This is a genomic window from Coleofasciculus sp. G1-WW12-02 (assembly GCF_040219735.1).
GTDB lineage: Bacteria > Cyanobacteriota > Cyanobacteriia > Cyanobacteriales > Coleofasciculaceae > Coleofasciculus.
Genome location: NZ_JAVJRX010000031.1, coordinates 1 through 25,657 on the forward strand (window position 1 = coordinate 1; position 25,657 = coordinate 25,657).

24 protein-coding genes and 1 pseudogene are annotated in these 25,657 nt (G+C 45.2%); 15 read left to right on the forward strand and 10 right to left on the reverse strand.

The features are described 5' to 3' along the window. Positions 1-198: 198 nt before the first annotated feature. Positions 199-1,095 (reverse strand): hypothetical protein, encoded by an 897-nt coding sequence (locus RID09_RS04175; protein ID WP_446334693.1) that lies wholly within the window; start codon positions 1,093-1,095, stop codon positions 199-201. Between the two features lie 76 nt (positions 1,096-1,171). Continuing rightward, the gene (locus RID09_RS04180) at positions 1,172-1,708 is read right to left on the reverse strand and encodes a P-loop NTPase family protein (protein ID WP_446334694.1); all 537 of its coding nucleotides are present in this window, start codon (positions 1,706-1,708) and stop codon (positions 1,172-1,174) included. Positions 1,709-2,633: 925 nt separating this feature from the next. On the opposite strand from RID09_RS04180, the gene RID09_RS04185 reads away from it, so the two are divergent. The 3 genes from RID09_RS04185 to RID09_RS04195 all read left to right on the forward strand — a co-directional run bounded on the left by RID09_RS04185 (position 2,634) and on the right by RID09_RS04195 (position 4,912). Further along, positions 2,634-3,230, forward strand: a complete 597-nt coding sequence (locus RID09_RS04185; RefSeq protein ID WP_446334695.1) for an adenylate kinase — start codon at positions 2,634-2,636, stop codon at positions 3,228-3,230. 41 nt (positions 3,231-3,271) lie between these two features. After that, positions 3,272-3,988, forward strand: a complete 717-nt coding sequence (rph, locus tag RID09_RS04190) for a ribonuclease PH (protein WP_446334696.1) — start codon at positions 3,272-3,274, stop codon at positions 3,986-3,988. A gap of 117 nt (positions 3,989-4,105) precedes the next feature. Then, a complete protein-coding gene (locus tag RID09_RS04195; RefSeq protein WP_446334697.1) occupies positions 4,106-4,912 on the forward strand; it encodes a Uma2 family endonuclease in 807 nt (268 codons plus the stop codon). A 20-nt stretch (positions 4,913-4,932) separates the two neighbouring features. Here RID09_RS04195 and RID09_RS04200 read toward each other — a convergent pair whose 3' ends face one another. Then, on the reverse strand, positions 4,933-6,147 hold the full coding sequence (locus RID09_RS04200; RefSeq protein ID WP_446334698.1) for a glycosyltransferase family 4 protein: 1,215 nt from the start codon (positions 6,145-6,147) through the stop codon (positions 4,933-4,935). Between the two features lie 531 nt (positions 6,148-6,678). On the opposite strand from RID09_RS04200, the gene RID09_RS04205 reads away from it, so the two are divergent. From RID09_RS04205 to RID09_RS04245, 9 genes and pseudogenes are all read left to right on the forward strand, one after another. After that, entirely contained in the window at positions 6,679-7,263 is a 585-nt protein-coding gene (locus tag RID09_RS04205) for a hypothetical protein (RefSeq protein ID WP_446334699.1), read from the forward strand. A gap of 12 nt (positions 7,264-7,275) precedes the next feature. After that, positions 7,276-7,707, forward strand: a complete 432-nt coding sequence (locus RID09_RS04210) for a hypothetical protein (RefSeq protein WP_446334700.1) — start codon at positions 7,276-7,278, stop codon at positions 7,705-7,707. Positions 7,708-7,748: 41 nt separating this feature from the next. Continuing rightward, a pseudogene (locus tag RID09_RS04215) lies at positions 7,749-8,000 on the forward strand (HNH endonuclease); the annotation flags it as partial. A gap of 152 nt (positions 8,001-8,152) precedes the next feature. Next, a complete protein-coding gene (locus RID09_RS04220) occupies positions 8,153-8,389 on the forward strand; it encodes a type II toxin-antitoxin system Phd/YefM family antitoxin (protein ID WP_446334759.1) in 237 nt (78 codons plus the stop codon). After that, positions 8,386-8,649, forward strand: coding sequence for a Txe/YoeB family addiction module toxin (locus tag RID09_RS04225; protein ID WP_446334701.1), 264 nt, complete (start codon positions 8,386-8,388; stop codon positions 8,647-8,649). Before RID09_RS04220 ends, RID09_RS04225 begins: the two co-directional genes overlap by 4 nt. Before the next feature lie 616 nt (positions 8,650-9,265). Then, positions 9,266-10,792: a ferredoxin:protochlorophyllide reductase (ATP-dependent) subunit B gene (bchB, locus tag RID09_RS04230; protein ID WP_446334702.1), complete on the forward strand. Its 1,527-nt coding sequence runs from the start codon at positions 9,266-9,268 to the stop codon at positions 10,790-10,792. Positions 10,793-10,887: 95 nt separating this feature from the next. Next, positions 10,888-11,184 (forward strand): hypothetical protein, encoded by a 297-nt coding sequence (locus RID09_RS04235; protein WP_446334703.1) that lies wholly within the window; start codon positions 10,888-10,890, stop codon positions 11,182-11,184. A gap of 276 nt (positions 11,185-11,460) precedes the next feature. Then, on the forward strand, positions 11,461-11,691 hold the full coding sequence (locus RID09_RS04240) for a ribbon-helix-helix domain-containing protein (RefSeq protein WP_446334704.1): 231 nt from the start codon (positions 11,461-11,463) through the stop codon (positions 11,689-11,691). A 12-nt stretch (positions 11,692-11,703) separates the two neighbouring features. Next, on the forward strand, positions 11,704-12,387 hold the full coding sequence (locus RID09_RS04245; protein WP_446334705.1) for a hypothetical protein: 684 nt from the start codon (positions 11,704-11,706) through the stop codon (positions 12,385-12,387). 842 nt (positions 12,388-13,229) lie between these two features. Here RID09_RS04245 and RID09_RS04250 read toward each other — a convergent pair. The 4 genes from RID09_RS04250 to RID09_RS04265 all read right to left on the reverse strand — a co-directional run bounded on the left by RID09_RS04250 (position 13,230) and on the right by RID09_RS04265 (position 16,958). Further along, positions 13,230-15,176, reverse strand: a complete 1,947-nt coding sequence (locus tag RID09_RS04250; RefSeq protein WP_446334760.1) for an Hsp70 family protein — start codon at positions 15,174-15,176, stop codon at positions 13,230-13,232. A 106-nt stretch (positions 15,177-15,282) separates the two neighbouring features. After that, a complete protein-coding gene (locus RID09_RS04255) occupies positions 15,283-16,182 on the reverse strand; it encodes a hypothetical protein (protein WP_446334706.1) in 900 nt (299 codons plus the stop codon). A gap of 195 nt (positions 16,183-16,377) precedes the next feature. Next, entirely contained in the window at positions 16,378-16,548 is a 171-nt protein-coding gene (locus tag RID09_RS04260) for a PEP-CTERM sorting domain-containing protein (protein WP_446334707.1), read from the reverse strand. Positions 16,549-16,568: 20 nt separating this feature from the next. Next, a complete protein-coding gene (locus tag RID09_RS04265) occupies positions 16,569-16,958 on the reverse strand; it encodes a hypothetical protein (RefSeq protein WP_446334708.1) in 390 nt (129 codons plus the stop codon). 177 nt (positions 16,959-17,135) lie between these two features. On the opposite strand from RID09_RS04265, the gene purB reads away from it, so the two are divergent. Next, entirely contained in the window at positions 17,136-18,431 is a 1,296-nt protein-coding gene (purB, locus tag RID09_RS04270) for an adenylosuccinate lyase (RefSeq protein ID WP_446334761.1), read from the forward strand. Between the two features lie 392 nt (positions 18,432-18,823). Here the strand turns inward: purB and RID09_RS04275 are convergent, their stop codons facing one another. Next, positions 18,824-19,585 carry a MinD/ParA family ATP-binding protein gene (locus RID09_RS04275; RefSeq protein WP_446334709.1) on the reverse strand — a complete coding sequence of 254 codons (762 nt, stop codon included), beginning with the start codon at positions 19,583-19,585 and terminating at the stop codon, positions 18,824-18,826. A 304-nt stretch (positions 19,586-19,889) separates the two neighbouring features. Next, the gene (gene map, locus RID09_RS04280) at positions 19,890-20,717 is read right to left on the reverse strand and encodes a type I methionyl aminopeptidase (protein ID WP_446334710.1); all 828 of its coding nucleotides are present in this window, start codon (positions 20,715-20,717) and stop codon (positions 19,890-19,892) included. Between the two features lie 366 nt (positions 20,718-21,083). Here map and RID09_RS04285 point away from each other — a divergent pair, with 366 nt between their 5' ends. Together RID09_RS04285 and RID09_RS04290 are read left to right on the forward strand one after the other, a co-directional pair. Next, positions 21,084-21,698, forward strand: a complete 615-nt coding sequence (locus RID09_RS04285; protein ID WP_446334711.1) for a Uma2 family endonuclease — start codon at positions 21,084-21,086, stop codon at positions 21,696-21,698. A gap of 405 nt (positions 21,699-22,103) precedes the next feature. Then, positions 22,104-24,506, forward strand: coding sequence for a VIT domain-containing protein (locus RID09_RS04290; protein WP_446334712.1), 2,403 nt, complete (start codon positions 22,104-22,106; stop codon positions 24,504-24,506). Between the two features lie 222 nt (positions 24,507-24,728). On the opposite strand, the gene RID09_RS04295 is transcribed toward RID09_RS04290, so the two are convergent. After that, positions 24,729-25,550, reverse strand: coding sequence for a tetratricopeptide repeat protein (locus tag RID09_RS04295; RefSeq protein ID WP_446334713.1), 822 nt, complete (start codon positions 25,548-25,550; stop codon positions 24,729-24,731). Positions 25,551-25,657 lie beyond the last annotated feature (107 nt).

Here is a 25,657-nt window from a genome sequence, read left to right on the forward strand (position 1 = left end):
TAGAGCAGTAGACGGGCTATCGCATCTACTGGTAGGTCTTTAACTCTTGCCGATAACGTAGTGCGCGTGACACTTAGGCTGGTAAGCATAACCTCAGCTAATTAGCTGAAGCTCCGTGTCTTTAGACCGGGGTTGCTTACCGTAGGTAACTATAGCCGACTTACTAGGATAACCTGAATGGGAACCAATTGACTTATTTTATTGGGAAGCTGCAAAATATTCACATAACAAAGGAACAACATTATCAAACCATCTCAGTTGCGCTCCACTCCAGGCATTGGTTTTAGATGTGGCTAGCAGAGCTCGCCCGTATGCTTTTCCTTTCTCGGTGAGTCGTCGCTCCCTCGAACCCGGTTTTGTCCATTCCTGAATGCCTAATTCATGGAGTGCGGCGTTGACTTGAGCGGCTTTAACTTTTCGTCCTAATTGCTCTGACACCTTCTCAGCCACTTGGGAGGCGATCATCCCCGATGGTTCCTCAACCGAATGGGTGACCAAAAGCTGCTGCGCTTGATTCGCAGCACTGGCTAAAGCCGGAAAACGCTGGGTAAGTACATTCAATTTCCAAGACGCGATCGCACGTTGATCCAATCCCGCTTCTTCTAACCATTTGGCGATTAACCGTAACCCCTGATCCAGTTGCTGGAGTTGGTTATCGAGGGGAAATTCATCAGTTTGGGGTAATTCTGCGATCGCAGCTTCTATATCTTTAGGATAGGGTGGGTTATCTGGCTCTATATCACTCGCTGTCTTAATCTGAAGAGTTTCTAGTGGTATAGAATTCGCCGCTTCCACTAAAGCCGTTGCTGTTTCATTCCCACCATGGGCTTGATGTTGCCAAAACGCTACGGCTGCATCCCAGGATGATAACGCGATCGGTCTAGGCTTGTCCGGTACCACAGCCTTGACTGTTTCTGGCAAGTTGTTTTCGTTTGATTTACAAAATTTTTGCGCTGTCCCCTTGCTTTTTCCCACAACTTCGGCGATTTGCCTGTGGGTGAACAACAAACGCTGATCCTGATCAGAGGTTAGCTGGTAACCAGAAACCTCAATGTTTCCAAGCTGGAAACGAACCGCTCTCGCTTCCGCTGCCATGTCACTTTACCTTAGAATGAGCGACAAAAAACTTTCTTGTACAACATTGTACAGGGGCTTGGTTACCAAGCCCCTACTAAGGCTGATGACTGCGACGAATTTCTGTGATTTGGTCAGCCACCTCTAGAAGTTCTGGTGGCATATCGGGTCCTGTGAGAATAATATCTACTGAACTGGGGCGACTTTCCAGAAATCTCAATACTTCAGTTAGGGGGATTAAGCCGTAGTTGATGGCTAAACTCAATTCATCTAGGACAACGACAGAGTATTTCCCCTCATACACCACCTGTTGAGTATAATGCCACAACTGCTTGAGCGAACTATGTTCTGCCTCATCTAATTCTGGGGTATCGATATATCGTGGCAAATCACAGCGAATCCATTCTAAATACTGTCCTAACCGAATCGGATGCTTGTGTCCTTGACCAATACCCCCTTTGAGAAACTGAACCACCAGCACGGGTGTCCCCTGTCCAGCGATTCTCAAGCTTTGGGCAATCACATTGGTAAAAAAGCTGCGCTGGGAACTGGTAAACACTTGTACCAGCCCTTCTAGGGTGTAGGTTAGGTGAGGCGCTGAATTAAGGGTCGGAGTTTCTAACTGGGAAACCATAGTTAACAATTAAAGAGAAATAAATCTGATAGACACCCTTCAAGCCTTCCTTGATCAGTGTCTCATGGTCGCTTTTTCTAGCTTTTTGGCAGTGCAGCTTTTTGGCAGAACGCGCTTTCAATCATTAGAACTCCTCCGTTGTGGGAAACCCCGTGTCCCTTCGCTTCGCTTATCGGGCAAGCTTCAGACCAGGGAGGAACGCGCGGTAGCGGTTTAAGAAGCATACCCCTTTCGGGGTGGAGGGGTATGGTTGCCCCTCCTTTGAGGTATGGTTGCCTCAATCTCCTTTCGGGTAAAGTTAGCTTCGCCAATGTTATCGGTCGGTAACTATCCAAAAAGCACTGTTTCAGTGACCTTAAAACTGTTTAACTTTTCGGTTCTAGAGCAGTAGACTAGCGGGAGCATCTACTGGTATGTCTTGAACACTTGCCGATAACGTAGTCAGTTAAGACTTAAGCTGGTCAGAATGGCTTGTTAGATTTCTCTTTCAAGCCTCATGCCTTTAGGCTGAGGTTCCTGACGCCTGATTCGCGATCGCCTGTTTCTGCTACTATTCCACCAAATCCTTTGGGGTTGGGGATTCTAGCCGTTTACAACTTAACTCAATTTTAGTAATTCTTTCCTTCTCCCCTATCCCTGCCTACATTGTCACTGTATCACAAAATCCACAAGTACTTCAAGAAACCTAACTCGAAATCCAATCAATGCAGCGAACAAGATATAGCGTATTTTTTTCAGTGGCATCCCTAATCAAACACCATATCTACAAGTCCGTCAAGAGTAAGTCGGTGAGAATGTTCATCCAGGGGGATTCGTGGCAAAATGACGGTCAGTAGTCACTAGCGTCAAAACCTGCCCAGATGCAAAGGATTTGTGCAACATTGATGAAAGACTTGTCCAGGCTAGGAACAGAGGAGCTATTATCGTGAGACTAGTGATTCTGGGAGGTCCAGGGTCAGGGAAAAGCACACAGGCGCGACAGTTGTGTCGCCATTTGGGGATCGTGGAGATTTCCAGTGGTAACATTTTGCGTCGTGCGATCGCATCTCAAACCGATTTAGGTCAAAAGGCGCAACCCTACGTCGAGAAGGGAGAATTAGTCCCTGATGAAATCCTGATCGAATTCATGCGCCAGCGCCTGCTACAACCTGACACGGCGAAAGGTTGGGTGCTAGAAGGGTATCCCCGTACTGCTTTCCAAGCCGAGGAATTAGATTTTCTCCTGGAGGAGTTAAATCAACAGCTAGATTGGGCGATTTACTTAACCGTACCCGAATCCGTGATGATGACTCGTTCCGTGGAGCGATCGCAAAACTATGCTAAAGATAGCACCACATCAGCCAAGTCTCGTCTGGATGACCATCCCGAAATTGTCCCGCGCCGCATCGAGTTATTCTACGAGCGCACAGTCCCCATCCTGGAGTACTATGACTATCGTCAAAAGCTGTTGACGATAAACGGCGACCAACCGCCAGAGCAAGTTCAGCCGAATATCTTGCACAAACTTGAACTGGACAATTAACGTTTTTTGACTAAACCCCGTTCTGACTCAGAAGTACTACCATGTCTTGGCAACGTCCTGATCATCGCCAACCTAACCAACTCCGTCCCATCAGTTTTGTCCCTGGATTCACTAAATTTGCATCAGCTTCTGTCTTAACCAAGTGCGGTGATACCCAGGTATTATGTAATGTCACCATTCAGCCGGGAATCCCTCGATTTCTGGAAGGAACAGGGAGTGGTTGGTTAACCGCCGAGTATCGGATGCTTCCTGGCGCCACACCCCAACGCCAAACCCGTGAATTACTCAAACTATCCGGTCGAACTCAAGAAATTCAACGACTGATTGGACGCTCTTTAAGAGCGGCTGTAGATTTAACCGCCTTGGGTGAACGCACGGTGATGGTGGATGCGGATGTCCTGCAAGCCGATGCGGGAACCCGTACCGCTTCAATTACTGGGGGATACGTCGCCCTGGCTGAGGCTTTGGATAAATTAGTCCAAGCTGGAGAATTAGAGCGCTCGCCAATCCGTCACCAAATCGCGGCGGTTTCGGTGGGACTGTTGGAGGGTGAACCATTTTTAGATTTGAACTACCAAGAAGATGTCGCCGCGCAAACAGATTTCAATATTATCATGAACGACGAATTGAATATTATTGAAATTCAAGGAACGGCGGAAGAAGAAAGCTTTAGTCGGACTCAGCTTAATCAATTAATTGATATGGCAGAAATAGGCATTAAGGAGTTGTTAGACGCTCAACGTCACGCCCTGAGCTAATCTGGATTTTCAGTTGTTAGTATGAAACAAGGGATTGGGTATGTGGTATAGCTGGATGACAAGGGGCAACTTTTGCCAAACTAATATGTAATAGATGTAATCATTACCCAAACAGTCATGACTCAGAGTCCTATCGCTGATTTACTACCGCCACCTTTTCCAGACCATACTCAACTTCCTGAGTCTGATGGTACATTTGTGAAGAATTTTCAAGAACACCCTCAAAGCCTAATCCTAACCGATTCAATTGGAGCAGTTTTACAACGACTGCATCCTGATGGACAATACGCCATTGGACAAGATTGTGGGATCTACTGGCGAGAAACTGATCCACCGGAACAAGGGGCTGAAGCACCAGATTGGTTTTATGTCCCCAATGTTCCGCCCAAGTTAGGCGGAAAAATCCGTCGTTCCTATGTGTTGTGGCGGGAATTTATCGCACCATTAATCGCATTGGAATTTGCTTCAGGGGATGGTTCCCAGGAACGCGATCGCACGCCACTATCGTTCTCAAATCAAGCCCAAACAACGAAACCAGGGAAGTTTTGGGTCTATGAAAGGATTATGCGAATTCCCTATTATGGTATCTACGAAATCAATCAGGAAAGGTTGGAAGTGTATCACCTCGTCAATGGGTTTTATGAACCCTTAAAAGCGAATGAACGGCGTCATTATGCGATCGCGCCGTTGGGAGTAGAGTTGGGACTATGGGAAGGATGCTATCAAAATCAAACTCAATGCTGGTTACGCTGGTGGGATGCACAAGGAAATCTCTTGCTAATTGGTGATGAACGCGCCCAGCACGAACATCAGGCGCGACGGGATGCAATCCCTCGGTTGTTGGATATGGGGTTGAGTGTGGAACAAGTGGCGGAGGCGCTGGGGTTTGAGGTGCAGGAAGTGAGAGCGATTTCTCAAAGGTAAATAGGTGGGAAAATTTAAAGTTAATCTCCAACAGTTTGTTCGATCCACTGGATATGCTGCATCAATAATTGAGTTAAGTCATAACGTTCCAGAATCGTTTTGCGGGCTTGAACTCGCAGCGCCGCCATACTATCAGGATGATTCAGCACCTCTTCCACCCGTTCAGAAATGTTTTGGGGCGAAAAAAAGTCGGCTAATAAACCATTCACGCCATCCTGAATGACCTCAGTTACAGGTGCTGTATTCGACGCAACAACTAAACACCCTGTTGATAAGGATTCCAGCATTGACCAGGATAAAACAAAGGGACGGGTTAAATAAATATGAACCGCAGAGGCTTGTAACACTTGCAGATAATCTGGATAGGGAAGTAAGCCTGTAAAATGTACACGGTTGAGATCCAATGGAAAATTTTCCAGCATGACATCCTTATAGGTTTTGCCATCCGGAAGCGATTTACCATAGGCGACACGGTTTTCGCCCACGATAACCGCATGACAATGGGGGCGTTTTTCTTGCAGTAAGGCAATGGTTTCTATCAACTGGGGAAAGCCGCGATAGGGTTCCATTCCTCTGGCGACATAGGTGATAAGTTCTTCGACGTGAGATAGGTCTAAATTTAACCGAGGGAGGACTAATTTGTGTCCCGGTTTCGGTTGAAAAAAGTTGGTGTCAATCCCATCATGGTGTACCGTAATTTTATCCCGATACTCTGGGGGAAACTGTTGGTGCTGCCAATGGGTGGGGGAGAGTCCGCGATCGCAACTGTACAAATCAATCAGAATCGGCGCATTTTTGATCCGAATCCGGGCTTCATCGTCGGCGTTGAGGGGTTCTGCTGGATCGAAGTCGGCGTCTGAACCATGAGCGTGATAAAACCACTCGAAATAGCATAATAGTTTCGCCTTGGGAAAACTGTCTTTGATAAAGAAGGTAGGACCCCAACCGGAATGACCGTAAACCACATCGGGGATAAACCCTTGGGCTTTAAGTTGTTCACACAGGCGATAAACGCCTTGCCCTTGTAGCACCGCATTTTCCAAAGGGCGGACGTAGTGATGGGTTTCTGGACGGGCTTGGCGCGATGGTGTATAGATTGCCTTGGCAACACCAGGTAATTGACCCTCTTTGCGGGTTGTACCAAAGACAACCTGGTGACGCGGGTTTTGCGCCAAGATAACGGCGAGGTGACGGAATTGGGCGGGAAAGTTGGAATGCAAAAATAAGATTCGCATCAGGTGATTTTTCGTAGTCTTGGATACGGTTTTTCTCGGATGACTCTTTCCTCGACAACTGGGTGATCTCCTGATCAATTATCACCGATTGGGGATTCCTAGAGAGTATAGTCTATCGGTGATAATTGAAACTTTTCTTAGGAGTGGGTTTAGATGAGAGATTTGTTGCTTTACAGAACGTTACGGGCAAAAAAACTCTGAGAATTATTCTCAATTAGTAACGATTTTGCGTTAGTTCAGCGATTTGGTAAAATTAATACTTGTGGCTTAGTGTATTTATTTTAAAATTAATTCGGATCACCAGTCGCTGAAATGCCTGATTTAGCGAGAATGCTGCGCTAAATTAGCACATATAGGCGCAAAAAAACGTAGAGGTTAGATGCATGTATTTTTGTAAAAAATAGAATCTTTTTTTGACGATTTTTAATTAATACAGTAAGCTTAGGTCGCTTTTCAGGTAACTGAGGTACACAGATTCTGCTATACGCCGCGTGAGGTATAGTGAAAATAAACCTCTGAAGGAGAAGGTGAATGCCAACCAAGAGTACTCTTCAAGATACACTGAAAGCAAAATACGGCATTAATAAAAACATTACCCAATCCCTGTCTGCGGTAGAGTGTGAGGAGTTATTGACCCTGCTACAAGGTCAACCTAGCGCCATGAAGCTGGTTGAGTCATTCATTGCCAAAAATGAAGAACTTAGCCAAAATAATCGTAATTTTGGTCAGCAGCGGAGTCAGGCACAGAAAAAGCTCAAATCTCTTCAGGTAGAGCATGAAAAGTTAGAAAAGGATATCGCCACGCTAGAGAAGTCGAATACGTCCCTAGTCACTCACAGGGATCAGCTTTCCCAGGAACAGGAAAAACTCGAAGCACAGATTAAGCAGTTATCGGATCAGAAAAAGATATTATCCGGTAAAGTGCAGAGTCTAACTACTCACAATGATGAGTTGGTTGACGCTAATGAAAAACTCAAAAAAGATAACAGAGATTTAACGAATATTGTTGACCAAATTCGACTACGATTAGCGCGAGATACCAAAATGTTGTTGGAATATGAGGATAGTGAGATCCGCAAAGCGTTGATCAGACTGTTTCGGTGGACGTTAGGGTAGGGGCAAATTAGTATGGCAAGCCAAAAACACCAAAGTCGCACATTTAGCGGTATGGGCTATCGTGAAGTCCAGCAATCAAATTCAATTCGTCGGAATAAGTTGCCGAAAACTGATCGAATCTGGCTCAAAGAAAACGGGTATAAAAACGTTGGCTGGGATAATGTGATTCAGCTCTATCAAAAAATTAATGAGTTACCGGCTCAGCCTGACGCGGATGATGAACCAACCTTAGAAGAATTGTTCTTAGAAGCTGATCGCATTGGTCAAAAATACCAAACGCTTGAAGAAATAGAAGCTTTTAATCAAGAAATGGCGGCGGAAGTGAATGCGGTATCAGACTTAGTTGACCAGCAATTTCCCGAAACTGAAGTTGAAGTGATTGATTACAGTCAAACTTCTCGTTTTTCGGCAAAAAACAGGCAATCTCGCAACAAATATCGCTAAATCAAGTCTGAATCAGATAGACCATGAACCTCGATGATAAAGTTTGTGGTAGTCGATTTGCTGATGTGGGTGGGAGAACCATCGATCACAAACTTCCGCGATCGCAATACCCATGGCTGTCCTTAGACTTTGGAAATCTGTGGGTAATCTGCCGTAGCTGCAATCGGGAAAAAGGTGAAATGCACTGGTACGAGTACGAACATTATATGTTTATCCACTATCCTAATCGCTATCAAGATATCCAACTATTTCGACCCAGGCAATTGCTGAAATCGCTGAAGGCAAATCAATAAAGTCAGCACATTACACCGTTAGGCTTCAATGATGACTCCTAAATTGCCGCGTTTTCGCACCAATCGACAAGCCGTTGCGCCACTAGAACGCTAAAATCATGAATATAATAGATCCAAGTGTAATTAGTTTAAACTTGACTAAGTTGATGGCGATGATTCCTATTAATAAAGCCAAACAGCAATTGCAAGATTTGATCGATGCTGTGAGTCAATCCCATGAGCCAATTGTGATTACTTCAGGAAGTAGCAATGCGATTTTACTGTCTGAAGCCGATTGGTTAGCAATTCAGGAAACGCTGTATCTACTTTCGATACCGGGAATGCGGGAATCAATTCGTGCTGGTTTGGCAACTCCGCTTGAAGAATGTGATCAGGAGTTGGAGTGGTGACTTGGCAACTTGTCTACACGAAACAGGCTCAGAAGGATGCCAAGAAGCTATCTCAAAGTAATTTACGAGACAAAGCTCAAGCACTACTCGATATCATTGAAATTAACCCATTTCAGAATCCCCCACCTTACGAAAAGCTAGTGGGTGATTTATCTGGTGCTTACTCGCGGCGTATCAATATCCAGCATCGTCTCGTGTATCAAGTGATTGAGTCAGAGAATACCGTAAAGATTCTGCGGATGTGGACTCATTATGAGTAATGTTTTGTAACACGAGCGCAACGAGAAGCTAAGGAGACAATACTAGCCCCAAGATAAATAAGAGCAAACCGCCTATCCAAACGAGAAGAGGTTTGGTTTGTCGTGTCCGTTTCCTTCTCGCGTAGTAGACAATATATCCAGGAATAACGAGGCAAAGCAATCCGTCAAGAGCAGAATAACGAAAGGCTTGCACGAGGATGTAGACTTGGGCAGAAAAAGAAGTTATCAACCCTGCCAAGCTCATGAACTGTGCTAGTTTTGCCATTTCTTTACTCGCTGCTAACGTGTCAGGTTGCCAAAATTTTTGATAGGTGATTATTCAAGAGAGTTTATCTGAGATCGTCTCCTTGTCAATGGGAAACATTGAGGAATTTCGCGAAATTTTAAGAATGATTGCAATAAACAACCGTGTAGTTGTTTAAATTGGAGGCTGAATCCCAGTCAGTAAGCAGGTTTGGGCGATTTTTCCGCCATGACCATCCGAGTTAATACCTACTCACGAAATGCTTAAAGTCTGAGACAATCAGAAGCGACTTGAAAATATAAACTCATCAATAACACTGCCCATTCGTCCTCAATCGGGCTTTGTGCAACAAATACAAGGGAGAAACTCGGTATGAAATTGGCTTACTGGATGTATGCAGGTCCGGCTCACATTGGCACTCTCCGCGTTGCCAGTTCCTTTAAGAATGTCCACGCGATCATGCATGCACCACTGGGCGATGATTATTTCAACGTGATGCGATCGATGCTAGAACGGGAGCGAGACTACACCCCAGTAACCGCCAGCATCGTAGATCGACACGTTTTGGCACGGGGTTCTCAGGAAAAAGTGGTGGATAATATCATCCGCAAGGATAAGGAAGTCACCCCAGATCTGATTGTATTGACCCCCACCTGCACCTCCAGCATTCTCCAAGAAGATTTGGCTAACTTCGTCGAACGCGCTCAACTTGAAGCGAACGGTGATGTGATGCTGGCAGATGTGAACCACTACCGGGTGAATGAACTACAAGCCGCCGATCGCACTCTGGAGCAAATTGTCCAGTATTATCTGAACAAGGCGAAGAAGAAAGGGGAATTACCAGAGGGTAAGACTCAAAAGCCTTCGGTGAACATCATTGGTATTTCCACCCTCGGCTTCCACAACCAGCACGACTGCACCGAATTAAAGCGGTTAATGGCTGACTTGGGGATTGAAGTGAACGAGGTGATCCCAGAAGGCGCATCAGTTCACAATCTGAAAAATTTGCCTCGCGCTTGGTTTAATTTAGTGCCCTATCGGGAAATCGGTATGATGGCGGCGCGTTACCTGGAAGCCGAGTTCGATATGCCTTATGTGGATATCACACCGATGGGTGTAGTGGAAACAGCACGGTGTATCCGCAAGATTCAGCAGGTACTCAACCAGCAAGGCGCTGATGTGGATTACGAGGAGTATATTAATAATCAGACGCTGTATGTATCCCAAGCGGCTTGGTTCTCCCGTTCCATTGACTGTCAGAATTTAACCGGGAAGAAAGCCGTTGTCTTTGGTGACAATACCCACGCGGCGGCGATGACCAAGATTTTGGCACGGGAGATGGGGATTCATGTAGTGCTAGCGGGGACTTATTGCAAGTATGATGCAGACTGGTTCAAGGAACAGGTGAGCGAATACTGTGATCAGATCCTAATTAGTGAGGATAACGGTGAAATTGGCGATGCGATCGCGCGGATTGAACCCTCGGCTATTTTTGGCACTCAGATGGAACGCCATGTGGGTAAGCGTTTGGATATTCCCTGTGGTGTGATTGCTGCACCGATTCACATCCAAGACTTCCCCATTGGTTATAAACCATTCATGGGTTACGAGGGGACAAATCAAATGGCTGATTTAGTGTACAATTCCTTTACCTTGGGAATGGAAGATCACCTGTTGGAAATCTTCGGTGGTCATGATACAAAGGAAGTGATTACTAAAGGGATTTCCGCTGGTTCTGATTTGAATTGGAATAAAGAAGCACAAACTGAATTGAATAAGGTTCCAGGTTTCGTGCGCGGTAAAGTGAAGCGGAATACAGAGAAGTTTGCGCGGGAGCGAGGGTTTAGTGAAATTACCCTTGAGGTGATGTACGCCGCTAAGGAATCTGTCGGCGCTTAGAGAAAGGACTTCGCGATCGCACACCTTGTAGTAGCATGAGAGTGTTTCCTGGCTGGGGACACTCTCATTGATATAGAAGTAGGGGTTGGCTGAAAATGACACAGGGTAATTCTGAGCAAGGTAAACTGTATACAAGATTTATTTCCAATCTGAAAAGAATTCAGTATTTTGGCTATTTCCTTGTTGTTGCTTTCAGTCTAATTTTTTTGTTTGGGACGGGATTTTTTCAGGTTCGCACGGCTGGAGCAAACATCCTTGCTGTAGTCTTCCCCTTACTGGTGGTGGTGTTGCAAGGTATAATCGGCTGCTTAACCGTCTACGTTATCACCCAAGCTCTGATCGCGATCGTTGACCTTCTCAGTCGCATTGAACTGAATACGAGGTCTAGATAGGAGTAAGCATCCTTGATGATTCTTATCGGAGGAGTAGAAGACGTTAGTGGAACATCTCTAAGCTGGTCAATTGAGTATTTTCCAATAAAATGGAATTGGTTTCAACCCAAGGAACCCAAAGCTTGCATTCGTCTAAAGACGACTGTATAAAAGTTTTAGTCCATTTTAATGGACTTTAGCTATAAGCCAAGAACTTGAGTTCTTGGCGGGTGTCGGGGCTTACTGACAAAGGTACAAGATATCAGTTTTAAGGAATAGAAGAAAAGCTATTTACAAGTGCAGACCTGTAAGATTAAAAGCGATAATGAACGTCAACTCTTGGTAGTGAGCAAACGTATTCACGTTACAATTCCCGACTATATTTATGAAAGTTTAGAGCAATGGGCAGACACCCAAGGCAGACCCAGAGCGAGTTTAGCTGCCTTTTTGATTGAGGTAGCTGTACTAGAAGCTCAAAAAACCGGACAGATACCACCCAAGCGAGAAAAACCAGATAAAGGCAGATAAGAAGGATGATTTATGTCAATGCAGCGCCAATGGATAACTAACAATCGCATATCCTGGTTTTTGGGTCGAGTGTTGTGCTGTTTGAGTTTGGGACTGACTATCGCTTGTCAAGCAGAACCTCCCTCTGGGGTGAATTCTCCGGGAACGTCTGCTGAATCTGTAACTTCCTCCAGTTCCACCGAACCAGCCACTCCGACTAACTCATCGTCAACGGATAGCCAAAATACTTATAAAAACGAGTCTTTGGGTATCAGTTTCGAGTATCCAGAGGGGTTTGTTGTTGATGATACCAGTGAAGAGTCAGATACTGAGTCTGAAGTGAGGCGGGGAACCGTAGAGGTATGGACGCAGGCGGATTATCAGGCGATGCAGACGAATGAATTTGAGGGTACGGAATTGCCAGCCAACGTTAGCCTTTGGGTTTATGAGAATCCCAATCGCCTCTCGTTACAAGACTGGGTAGAAAGCCGTTCTGACTATTTTGTATCCCCACAGAACTATAAAGAGCAACAGGTAGCCAATCAAGACGCGATCGCATTCCAGTCTACAGGGTTGTACGAGTTCGAGAATATCGTGTTTCCCAGTCTTGATGGTGAAGATATTATTGTGATTAGTTTGGCTAAAGGAACTGGCAATGAGGCGGTGTATCGACAGGCGTTTGAGCGAATTCAGGGAACGTTGCAACTCTTGCAGTAGTAGGATTTCCTGTGGGTTCGAGTTCTTACTTTTCAGGGTATGTGGTGCAACGAAGGTATATAAGTTTTGATCTTGTAGGGGCGGGTTTTACTACTATCTTTTCACTTGCACCCATAAGTAATTAAATCCGCCCCGACGCAGGTTTCTAGACTTCATGTGAAAAGTCAGGTTCGAGCCGGTGCGATCGCACTCTCTATAATTAGAGTTAGCTCCTCTAATGTTTGTGCTATGTCCGTAACAGAATTACTACCAACACTGCAAAAACTAATTGCACATTACCATTCAATAAGCGGGAGTAATTATTATGGCTGCTCCCCATTCAGAGTGTGGTTTTGGAAAGTAAGGTTTGAGGTTTTTCAAACCAGCTAGCGCCAAAATCATATATCCATAAAATCGACCTTGAGTAGGGGCGGGTTTAGTCACATCTTTTGTGAAACCGAAAAGATAGTAGTAAAACCCGCCCCTACACAATCTATAAATCTCCCAATCTCCCACTCAAAACTTACCTCCCTTCGTTACACCACATACCGTGAAACTAAGATTATCTGACACGGCGTACATTGAGACAATTGTAGGGGCGCACCGACGTGCGCCCGGAAAACCTGTCATACCAAATCCGGGTTAGCTACCCCCGTTATAACCTAGTCCGCGCAGGCGGACTTTGTTTGTGTAGCAGCGATTTCAATCGCCGTAGAAAAAGGGGGTGATAAAGGCGGATTTGGTATCAAATTTATTCTCAGCTACGGTTAATCAGGGCGGGTTTTGTTGTTTATTTATCGGTGACTATCTAATTGAGTGGCTAAACCCGCCCCAACAAAGGCGTGATTATTACCTGGCATTTTCTACTGAATCAAGATTACCGCTTCTTGCGCCTTCGCATTAAGCGCTTTCTTTAACTCTCGCCCCACCTTATTAATTAACTCATCAAACGCCTCCTGATTCTCAAGCAATTGTTCCCTAAACACCTTCTCTAACTCCGGCTTCATTTGCTCACAGGTTGAGTTAATCTTATTATCATTCAACAGAAATTGACGACTCCAACTGGGAATATCTAACTTGGTCTTAATCGCTTCCTGGGTTTTGCTGCGCGTGATTTCCACACCAGCCGCCAGTACCGAAATACCATAAATGACTAAAAGGGGCCAAGTCAAATGTCCAGTTAAAATCAGGGCAATAATCCCCCCAACCGTTCCCCCACCAATTACGATATTGACAATTAATAACACCGTATCCGCCAAGATAGCATCGCCAACAGAGATTTCTGGGTTAACCACATCCGGATCAATCCCTTCCTCAAATCTTAAACTGCTTCTGGGTATCTGATATTTTTGACAAATTGGGTCGGTTTCCACCGACAATTCAGGTTGAATCTTGCTGTTAAACCAAGTAATCGATTGATTTTTGACAATCTGTCGTGCGGATTCAGTACCATTCTTCCCCAGAGAATCATTTTTAATCCACGCCTGTGCCTGCTGCTTCATCCGAGTTTCCAAGTCACCTAACGTCCGAATTTTATTCATGCGCCAGTCTTGCAAACTGGGTTTAACCGCGTTGTCAATTAATCCCTGGGATAACGGTTTAATTAACAGTTCAATTAACTCAGGAATATGTCGTTCAATAATCGATTTTAGTTTCTGAGAATCAAACCGTTGATCCACTTCTTTTTTAAACGCTTCCGCCCGTAAATCCCAGCGTCCGACTCGTGCTAACCCTAGGGCGATACACCGTTCCGGTTCGGGATCTGGACGCACTTGGGTAGCAGGTTCGGGGAAAATTTCTTCACAAATTTGACGGGTAAAGTGCATCCGCGATGCACCCCCTGTCATGAGTAAAACCTTTGGGGTTATCCCTTGTTCAGCTAGGGTTTCTTTTGCCTCAATCACTGACTCCCTAAATGATTCAATCCAACTTTTCCCATCCAATTCCGTTAACGGTTGATTTAATATCTCCGTCATAACTGCTTTATTGACTTGGGGAATAAAATAAATCTGTTCGTTAATCGATTCAAAACCACGGGCAAAGGATTGGGGATGGCTGTAGACTTGTTCGTTAGAAAAATAATCTTCCTTGGCTTTACGGCTAGCCAATAGACAACGGGCTTTATGATGGGGATATTCCTCAAACACCCATTTTAATAATGCGGTATCTTCATAGTTCGCCACGGTTCGCTCAAAAATTGCTTTGTCAATTAGGAAAGCCCCTAACGTATTACTCCCAAAATCTAGGGGAATTTCATGTAAACTCTTGACTAACGTAAAATCGGTTGTGGAAGACCCAATATCAATAATCAGTACCGCCGATTTGAGCTTGTCATAATCCAGCTTCCCCGCTTCCTTTGCCTGCATAAACGCCGCCCGTGATTCTGGAACCACGCTGAGTCGGGTAATTCCAGCAGCTTTACAGATGGTTTGGTACTCTTGGCGATCGCGCTTTGACCATCCCGATGGACAACCAACGAAAAAATGACTCTTTTCTTCCCCTTCCAGTTGTTTGCTTTTTTGCAAAAGATTGTAGTAAGTTTCCAGAAAATGACGAATAGTCTTGCGGTAATTTAGATCGGCATTTGGTTTTTGTTTAAAGGCAATATCGAGTTGGGTTACACCCACTTGAATTAACGCTTGCTCCCCCACCAAATAACCTAAATCAGGATGCCAGCCTAGGGCTGTGACTTGAACTTTCTTATTATTCACCTCCAGCATTTCTGGGGGATCAATACTCTCCACTACCGCTTTAGCCACGGCTGTTTCACCGTGTCCTAAATCAAATCCAATGGTTTCTAAAACAGGCATATTATCGGGAAGAATAGAAGATAGGGGTGACGTGTTCAGGTTCAAAATACTCTCGGTTTGCTCAGGGTTTTGTCGGAACAATACATCATTCATAATTGATTATTTATTAAGGTTTCGGTTCAATTACCCGTCCCCGCCGCAATAAGCGATCGCCTTTCACTAAAGCCGGCGCGATTGTAATATACTCTTTAGCATTGGGGTTGATACTTGGCTCGAAGTCAAAATACTCCCGCTGACTCTTAACATCATCCGGTTGATAGAGTTTGGCTTCAATACCCTGCTCGATCAAAATTTGGGGTATAAGTTTAGTCAGTTCTAGCGCCATCTGGGGCTTTTCTAGAAAAGATGCGCCTATCAACCGTTGTAGCAGATTTAATAGTTCGGGTTGTTCCTCAATTGCATTCGCCTCTACGGTTTTCTTCCCATCTTGGGCTTGAGCAACTGCCAAATCAATGGTATTGAGAGCCTCCGCTAGGTTATCTAACAGGACTTGGCTATCGATTCGCAAGGAAAGCGCAGAGGCTGTTGATTCAAGGGCGTCTGTAGGGTTTTCTGGAGAACCTTTATCGAGTTGGGAGACAACCTCAAGCCCGACAAGCAACGCCATCAGCAAAATATCCAGCCACGCTCCGGGCGCATCGGAACTCAAGTTGAACAGGGAATCCAAGATACCGATACAGATAAGTCCCTGGAGAACTTTGAGAATTAGGCGTTTGGGAGACAACCGTCGCCCTGTTTGATCCTCTGACTCCGGTTCTGGGGTGGTAACCCGCATCGGATTGGTTGGATTCGCCGCCGCTAGAGTGGCGACAGACTGGCGCAGCGCATCCAGGAAAAAAGCCGCCAGACGCACCTGAGAAACGCTCAGTCCCCCAATATAAGTGCTTTCGAGAGTATTGAGTTGGTTTTGCACCAGCATCACCACCTGTTCTGGATTCGTCGTTTTATCGATCGCGCCTTGAAGTTCCTGTCGTTGTTTGCTAAAAAGCGTTAGTAGTGTGGTCATCGCCTATCTTGAGACTGTAGCACTGCTTCTAAGTGATAACCTATAGCAGTTCTTAGTTGTGTGGAATATACTCCCAAGCTTATCGTTGATGGTTCATCCTGCGTAAATCTCTGGCTTTGAACGATATTGTAGAGACGTTGCATGCAACGTCTCTACAATCAGAACCGAACAAAAGGTTATGAGAAAGGAGTGAATTTACTGGCGACGCCGTGACTGTTGTTTCTTGAAGATAGCGCCAAATCCTAAAGCCAAGCCGGAACCCAGAATGGTGAGGGGTTCGGGAACAGCACGGAAGGCATGGTTATCAGTTTCCAGGGCAATACTAACATCTGAACCTGTTTCGCTGAGTACAACTTTGTTAAACAATTGTCCATCAGCATTTGAACTTAAGAAACAACGACAGAATCACGACGCTTATCAGAATGGCGGATATGTTCCATCACCCAGAACCACCCTCCTCGCAGTAAACTAGCCATCGTTTCCGGGGAAAGACTTGCCCAGACATTAATCCCCGCACAGATACAAGCTAAGGCTAACAAGATGAACGTGGGCGCCATCACTACCCCAATCATCCACCATGTCCAAACATGGAGTACCATCACCCCAGCCGGAATATAGGCAAGTACAGCCGCTAGTCGCACCTGACGTTGAGAGCGCTGGAGTCCCGTCAAAATCATCGTCTGCAACGTAAGCAGTAAGTTAAGGGGAACTAACCCCGCACAAATCGCCACACAATGGGCGCGGGAGAATTCAAGTAAAAAAGTGAGATCAAACATGGAAATATTGCAATAGGTACTTATACTAGTTTATCCTGCTAGCCCTGGAGATACCTGTCCAGAAAGGATGACTAATACAACCAAGTCATAAGGCTTCTACAATCCAACATCCAAAAAAATGGAATAAACCAAAGCACAGTTGTACAATATGACGGTTGTATTGGGCGTATGCAGGCATTGATCGAGCGCTATACCTTGCCTGAAATGGGCGAACTCTGGACGGATACCTATAAATTCAAAACCTGGCTTCAGGTGGAAATTGCAGTTTGTGAGGCAAAAGCGGAATTGGGTGAGATTCCGGCGGATGCGGTTGAGGAAATTAAGGCGAAGGCAAATTTTGATGTCGATCGCATCTTGGAAATTGAGGCTCAAGTCCGCCATGATATGATCGCGTTTCTGACGAATGTGAATGAGTATGTGGGGGATGTGGGGCGCTACATCCACTTGGGATTAACCAGTTCTGATGTTTTAGATACTGCTTTAGCACTACAACTGGTTGCTAGTCTGAATCTGATTGTGGAATGTTTGGAGCAACTGATTCAAGCGATCCGCTATCAGGCGCAACAACATCGCTACACCGTGATGATTGGGCGATCGCATGGGATTCATGCTGAACCGATTACCTTTGGCTTTAAGCTAGCTGGGTGGTTGGCGGAAGTATTGCGACACCGCGATCGCTTGGTGAATTTGCGCCAACATATTGCCGTGGGTAAGATTTCTGGTGCGGTGGGAACCTACGCCAATACTGACCCTCGTGTGGAAGCGATCGCAACTCAGAAGCTGGGACTTGATCCGGATACGGCATCAACCCAGGTTATTTCACGCGATCGTCATGGTGAATTTGTCCAGCAGTTGGCGCTCTTAGGCGCTTCCCTGGAACGCTTTGCGGTAGAAATTCGCAACTTACAACGCACCGATGTCTTGGAAGTTGAAGAATTTTTTGCCAAAGGACAAAAAGGATCTTCGGCAATGCCTCATAAGCGTAACCCGATTCGTTCCGAACGCCTAAGCGGGATGGCGCGGATTCTGCGGGGTCATGCTGTCGCCGCGCTGGAGAATATAGCACTATGGCACGAACGCGATATTTCTCACTCCTCTGTGGAACGGGTTATCCTGCCAGACACTTGCATTTTGACCCACTTTATGATTCATGAAATGACTCATTTAGTCAAAAACTTATTGGTGTACCCGGAAAACATGAAGCGGAATCTCAATCGGTATGGGGGTGTCATCTTTAGTCAACGAGTCATGTTAACCCTGGTGGAAAAGGGAACCAGTCGAGAAGACGCCTACAGTATTGTTCAGTCTTGCGCTCATCAGGCATGGAATCAACCTGGGGGAAATTTTCGGGAACTCATTGCCCAAGATTCTCGTGTTCAGAGTCAGCTAACACCGGATGAAATTGAGGACTGTTTTAATCCCCAACATCATTTTCGCCATCTCGACGAGATTTATCAACGTTTAGGCATTTAATGTTCCAGACGTGCCATTATTCGTCTGTAGGGGCGGGTTTCACTACTATCGTTTCTTACCTCACAAAAGATGTAAATAAACCCGCCCCAACCGAGTGATAGTATGGAGTTTTTTGTCGAGGCGGGTTTAGGGCATTTTTTCATTGTCCTCATGTCTTTTTTCTGACCTTAAAGAGAAGTATTCAGTTCATTTTATATTTTAGATAACCTAGTAAAATAACAAATGAATTTGAGGGAAAATCACGTCAAACTTCGTATACCCACCCACCTAATACTTAAGGTGAATGGTACTAATTCAAGGAAAATGGCACGCTCCTTAAAGGTTTATAGTCAGCTAGGATTTTTAGCGCTAAAGCGCAACTACGAACCTAGCTTATGTCAGTGATATTTTCATCACGTCATAATTTGCTGTGCCACTTTTTTAATTTCTAGACTTAAAGGATGACTGGGAAAGCGGATACAAAAGACATCACCACTAGCGAGTTGAATCATTTCTTCCGATAAGGGTAAAATCCCCGCGACTTTAGCCTGATAGGTTTTCGTCATATCTTGCTCTAATGCCTTAAAATCTAGCGATTCATGGGCTTTATTCACCATCAGCAGTAGCTTAGGCACTTGCAACTTCCGCGCCACATCGACGGTGACAGCCGTTCCTTGAAAGTCCTGGCGGTCTGGACGTAGAATAATTAACAATACGTCAGAGATAGTGATAGACAGTAGGGTTTCTTCATTCAGACCGGGGTGAGTATCAATGAAGAGATAGTCTAGCTTTAAGGCTGAAATTAAGTCCTCAAAACCGTCAATTAACATATTGACATCGTACCCTTCTCGCAAAATCCGGGTAATCTCTCCCATGCGAATACTGGAGGGAATCAAATAGAGTTTACTATTGATTTTGCGGTTTTCTCCCAGGATAGAACTGACATCATACGCCGCATCTTCAATTTGACAGCGCCCCCATAAGTAATCATTGAGGGCGTTTTTCATTTTGTTCTCATCAAAGCCGAAAAGAACGTGAATTCCTGGAGACTGGATATCGGTATCAACAATACCGACTCGATATCCAGCTTTAGCGACAGTTGCGGCTAGATTGGCTGTGGAGTTTGATTTGCCAGTGCCACCACGGAATGAGTGGATAGACACAATTTCCGACATTTTATACCTCTAGGATGTCGATTAGTTTTGACCCAACGCTAGGCTCAGGGAACCTGGTGTTTGTGTAGGGGCGGGTTTTACTACTATCGTTTCTGATTAACCCAGATGTAACTAAACCCGCCCTAACCAATTTGTGTAGGGGCGGGTTTCACTATTATCGTTTCTGATTAACTCAGATGTGACTAAACCCGCCCGAACCGATTTGTGTAGGGGCGGGTTTTACTACTATCGTTTCTGATTAACCCAGATGTGACTAAACCCGCCCCGGCTAAGTTTTGAGTTGATCTATTTTAACTCGACTCGTTCACACCTTAGTGCGATCGGTTAAAATTTCGTATCCATCTGTTGTCACTAACACAGTATGCTCAAACTGAGCAGATAGGGCATTATCGACGGTTACGGCTGTCCAACGGTCAGATAAGATACGGGTAAACTTAGAACCTGCATTAATAATGGGTTCAATTGCCAGAGTCATCCCTTCCCGTAACTTAACATTGGCCATTTGCCGAGTGCGGAAGTGAAATACAGAGGGTTCTTCGTGCAAGTTGCGTCCCACGCCATGACCTGTGAAATCTTCCACCACAGTAAAACCATTAGCGTTCACATAATCTTCGATCGCGCCCGCAATGTCAATCAGGTAGTTCCCCGCTTTCACCTGTTCGATTCCTTTGTACAGCGATGCTTCTGCGACTTCGATTAACTTAGCGGCGTTGGGTTTAACATTACCCACGGCGATGGTAATACAGGAGTCGCCATGGAAGCCTTCATAGTAAGCCCCGGTGTCAACTTTCAGCACATCCCCCGCCCGAATCACCTTTTTCCGACTGGGAATTCCATGCACCACTTCGTTGTTGAGACAGGAACAGATTGAAGCTGGGAAGCCGTGGTATCCTTTAAAACTGGGGGTTGCTCCCATCTCGCGGATGCGTTTTTCCGCATAAACATCCAAATCCGCTGTCGTCATCCCCGGTTTAACCTGTTCAGTAATTTCTTTGAGAACAGTGGCGACTATTTTAGATGCCTGCCGCATAATGGTAAGTTCAGACTCGGATTTAATTTCTATACCCCGACGTTGTTTTTTCGGACGGGATTGCTGGGCGGGTTTGGAAAGCAGGTTACTAAGAATATTCATGTAAACGATGAAACCGAGAATGGGTGAGCTTGACTGGGAGATCCCCTTGCCTTCCCCTACACTGCGGGAAAGCCTGCTGGCAAAAGAGGGATTTTCAGGTTTCAATTCCCCGATGTTGCCGATTCAATGAGTTGATTTCGGCTGGGCAAGGGTGATCCGGCGACAAAGTTTTATCTTATCATTGATTATCCCGGCTTCAGCTTATTTGCCAGATATCGTGTTAATCAACCCTTTGAATTTGATAAACAGTCTACAACCCCACCTATAGGGACACAGCACTGGTGCCCCTACTCCAGACCCCTATCACCTCTGTGTCCTCTGTGTCTCTGTGGTTTGTCCGCGCTTTTTCTCCTGACTCAATAAATTATGGTTCAATCCTTACAAAAACCCATAACTTTCGCTGAATTCATCCACTGGAAGCCAGACAATAAACGCTATGAACTTCATGATGGAGCAATTGTTGAAATGCCCCAGCCTACCGGAGAACATGAAGACGTTGTGGGATTTTTAGCCGAAAAGCTGACATTAGAATATGTTCGCCTCAATCGTCCCTATTCTATTCCGAAAACAGCGCTGGTGAAATCAGCCTCAAGTGAATCGGCTTATTTGCCAGATATCTTATTAATCAACCGTTTGAACTTGAGCAACGAACCCTTGTGGAAAAAAGAATCGACTTTGACTCTGGGAGAATCGATCCCTTTAGTCATTGAAGTGGTTAGCCGTAATTGGCGGGATGATTACTACAAAAAATATGGAGAGTACGAAGGGATAGGAATTCCTGAGTATTGGATTGTCGATTATTTGGCTCTGGGTGGTCGTAAATTTATTGGTAATCCGAAACAACCAACGATTTCTATTTATCTTTTAGTCGATGGAGAATACCAAATTAGTCAATTTCGAGGCAATGACTCTATCCAGTCGGTTGCTTTTCCAGACTTAAATTTAACTGCTGAAGAAATATTTCAGTCAGTTAGTCGTTAGTTCAAGTAGGTTGGGTAGAGCGTAAACGAAACCCAATAGGTTAACCTTAGAGTTGGGTTACTCTCATAAATAAGGAATTTCTGAATTTTTCGAGTTAGAGACTGTTTTTTCCTCGCGCCATACATCTGAACCCGTCTCAACCATGAGAACTTGCGCCACTTACTGTATCAGTCAAGAAACCTGACGTTTCACCGGAAGTCTAGAAACCTATATCGGGGCGGGTTTAGTTATATCTGGGTGCAACCGAAAAGATAGTCGTCAAACCCGCCCCTACACACAGACGCGCCTTGTATCGAGGGTTGTGAAGGGTCAAAAATCAGGCTACCATAACCCTATTACAACCCAGCTAAGTTTAACCACATTCCTCTCAATCAAAAAACTCCGATAAAAAAGGATAAATAACCAATGACACCCGTTCAATCTCCCACGCCGAAATATAACGGCTTATACTGTCAATCTCCCGACGGGAATTCCCTAGTTTTTCCGCTCAAGCATACCGAGGTTGATGCTAAAATTGCTGGGAACCTGTCACGAGTCGAGATAACTCAGCGATTTGAGAACCCTTTCACCCAAGCGTTAGAAGCCGTTTATGTCTTCCCTTTACCCGATGAAGCCGCCGTGGATGACATGGAAATTAAAATCGGCGATCGCACGATTAAAGGAACCATTAAAAAACGCGAAGAAGCCCAACAGATTTACGAACAAGCCAAACAAGAAGGGCGCACAGCCGGATTACTCGAACAAGAACGCGATAATATCTTTACCCAATCCCTCGCCAATATCAAACCCGGTGAACAAATTGATGTCACGATTCGCTACACCAATAGCTTGAACTTTGAACAAGGGGACTATGAATTCGTCTTCCCCATGGTAGTGGGACCCCGATATATTCCGGGTACAGCTATTGATGATAGTGGCGATACCGATGAAGTCCCTGATGCATCGCGGATTACGCCGCCAATCGTACCCGAAGGAATGCGTTCTGCAGATGATATCGGCGTTACGGTGGAAATTGATGCAGGTGTACCGATTCAAAATGTCCATTCACCCTCTCATCAGTTGCAGATAGAAACTCAGGAAGAAATTATCCGGGTACAACTGCGCGGTGATGATACCATTCCCAATAAAGACTTAATCTTGAGATATCAAGTCGCCGGAGACAATACCCAAGCTACCGTCTTAACCCAATCTGATCAACGTGGCGGACATTTTGCCCTTTATTTTATCCCCGCCTTAGACTATCGCCCTGATGAAATTGTCCCCAAGGATATGGTGTTTCTCATGGACACATCCGGTTCCCAACAAGGCGCACCCTTGCACAAATGTCAAGAACTCATGCGACGCTTTATTAATGGGTTAAATCCTAACGATACATTCACGATTCTTGACTTTTCCCATACCGTCCGCCATTTATCCCAAACCCCCCTCGCCAATACACCCGAAAATCAAACATTGGCAATTAATTATATTAATCAATTACATGCCAGTGGCGCAACCGAAATGCTCAGTGGGATTCGGGCGGCGATTAATGTTCCAGCACCAGAGGGGCGGTTGCGAAGTGTGGTTTTGCTCAGCGATGGTTATATTGGCAATGAAACTCAAATTTTAGCCGAAGTGCAGCAGGAACTTAAACCCGGAAATCGTTTATATAGTTTCGGGGCGGGGAGTTCAGTTAACCGCTTTTTACTCAATCGCATTGCTGAAATTGGACGCGGAATTTGCCGGATTATTCGTCACGATGAACCGACGGAAAAAGTAGTGGAAAAGTTTTTCCGATCAATTAATAATCCCGTCTTAACGACAATTGAAATAAACTGGGAAGGGACAGGAGAATCCCCAGAGATTTACCCTACAGTCGCCCCCGATTTATTTGCCCAACAGCCTTTGGTGCTATTTGGACGAAAGCGCGATCGCATGGCGGGTGATTTACAGATTAATGGTACTACCGCAGACGGTGAACGCTATCAAAAGACATTTCACCTCAATTTTAGCGAAACCGGAAATCCAGCCATTGCTCAATTGTGGGGACGGGCGCGGATTAAAAACTTGATGAATCAAATGGTTACTTATGAAACCAAATCTGGGGTTGAGGCAGTAACGGATACGGCGTTAACCTATCAATTATTGTGCCAATATACGGCGTTTGTTGCCGTTAGTGATGATGTGCGGGTAGAACCGGGAAGCCAATCTGTTTCCATGAATGTTCCAGTGGAAATGGCAGAGGATGTTAGTTATCGAGGTGTTTTCGGTGGAACAGCATCTCGTCGTGCACTGTCAATTCAATCAAAACGACGACCCTATTCAGCCAGGAAGCCAAATAGGGTGCTTGAAAGTGCCTCTATTTCGGATGCCTTCACAGATGAAGATGGTTTTCAGTTGATTAAAAGTTATTTTTCTTCGATGCCAGAACAAGGAAATCCAAACCAAATTTTACCGACATCTCCATCCCAAGGAAGTGTAAGCAAAGGTATTAATGAAGTTCCGAAAAACTTAGGTCAAAAGCCTTCGTCTCCATCGGCGAAAAATACTCAGTTGGAAGTGGTTAGTGTCACCGGATTGGATCAAACTGAAACCCTATCTCTGACCCAATATTTGCAACGAGTGAATTTACCGTCTAATTTGAGTGGTGAAATCGTTTTCGAGTTTACTCTAAGCAAAGGGCGCGTCGGGCGGATTATGTTAGATGAGGAGGCTTCAACCTTGAAAATGGTAAAAGTAATTGAGTTAATTAAGCGAAATTTGATCAAGTGGCGTCCTTCTAAAGCGGTTAATAGCACTGTGGTGTTAAGGCTACGGATTCAGTCGTAAGATTTAGCTGAATTTTCATTTTCCGTCAGCCTCAGCATCCGCCAAGAACTCAAGTTCTTGGCTTATAGCTCAAGTCCATTAAAATGGACTAAAACTAAGATATTGCACCTATTAAGTTTTAGCTGAATAATCTTGCTTCGGAAGTCGCACAAATTTTTTCGGATGATACAATCTAAACAAGATCAGACATATATACCGACTCATATCAAATCCGGTTGAGTATTATTCCAACTTTAAGAATTTATCCAACGCCATCACCATAGCGGGGGGCCAACGGCGGATATTTTTCACCCAATCGATGTCTTTATAGCGCTGATCTAACCCAATAGCAGCAACCCAATTACTCTCGGCTTCCCCCGGATTCCCACTAACCCATAAGGCGGCGGTGAGTGCAGCCCGGACATCGGGAAATTGGGGATATTTGCGGATCAGCTTGCGGAATTCTAAGATTGCTTCTTTTTCCTCACCAATTTGATAGAGGGCGAGGGCGTGGTTAGCCCGGGCGAAGGCAAAATTAGGGGATAAATCAATGGCTTTCTGGTAATATGCGATCGCGGCTTCCCATTCTCCCTTTCCCGCGTTAGCGTTTCCTAGGTTATTGTACGCCATCGCGTCATCGGGGTTAATCTGCAATACTCGCTGATAATCTGCGATCGCATGATTCCATTCTCCTTGTCCTTCATAAGCTGTACCCCGGTTCAAATAAGGATCGGCGGCGTCGGGCGCTAACTGAATCGATTGATTAAAATCTGCGATCGCTTCGTCTAATTTATTCTGACTGACTCTGGTATTTCCCCGATTACTCCAGCCTACAGGATTATCGGGTAACAGTTCAATCAGTTGCGTCCAATACTCTTCAGCCATGGTGAACTCACCGAGTTCTGTCGCCGTAAACGCTTTTTGCCGTAATTCGTTGAGCCGCTCAATCTGAGCCTGGGTTAAATCAGGGATTTGGGCTTGTGCCATCACCGATGGCGTTATCCACAATCCAGAGCATACCAGCACTAGCACTGTACCGAATAAACTGACAATCCAACGTTTCATGAGAATGTTCAAATCACAGGGGCTATTAGATCACTGTACAAGCAATCTGCTTCCTTGTACCCAGAGTACCGGAAAGATATCTTAAACTATTTGAATAGTAGGTGGGG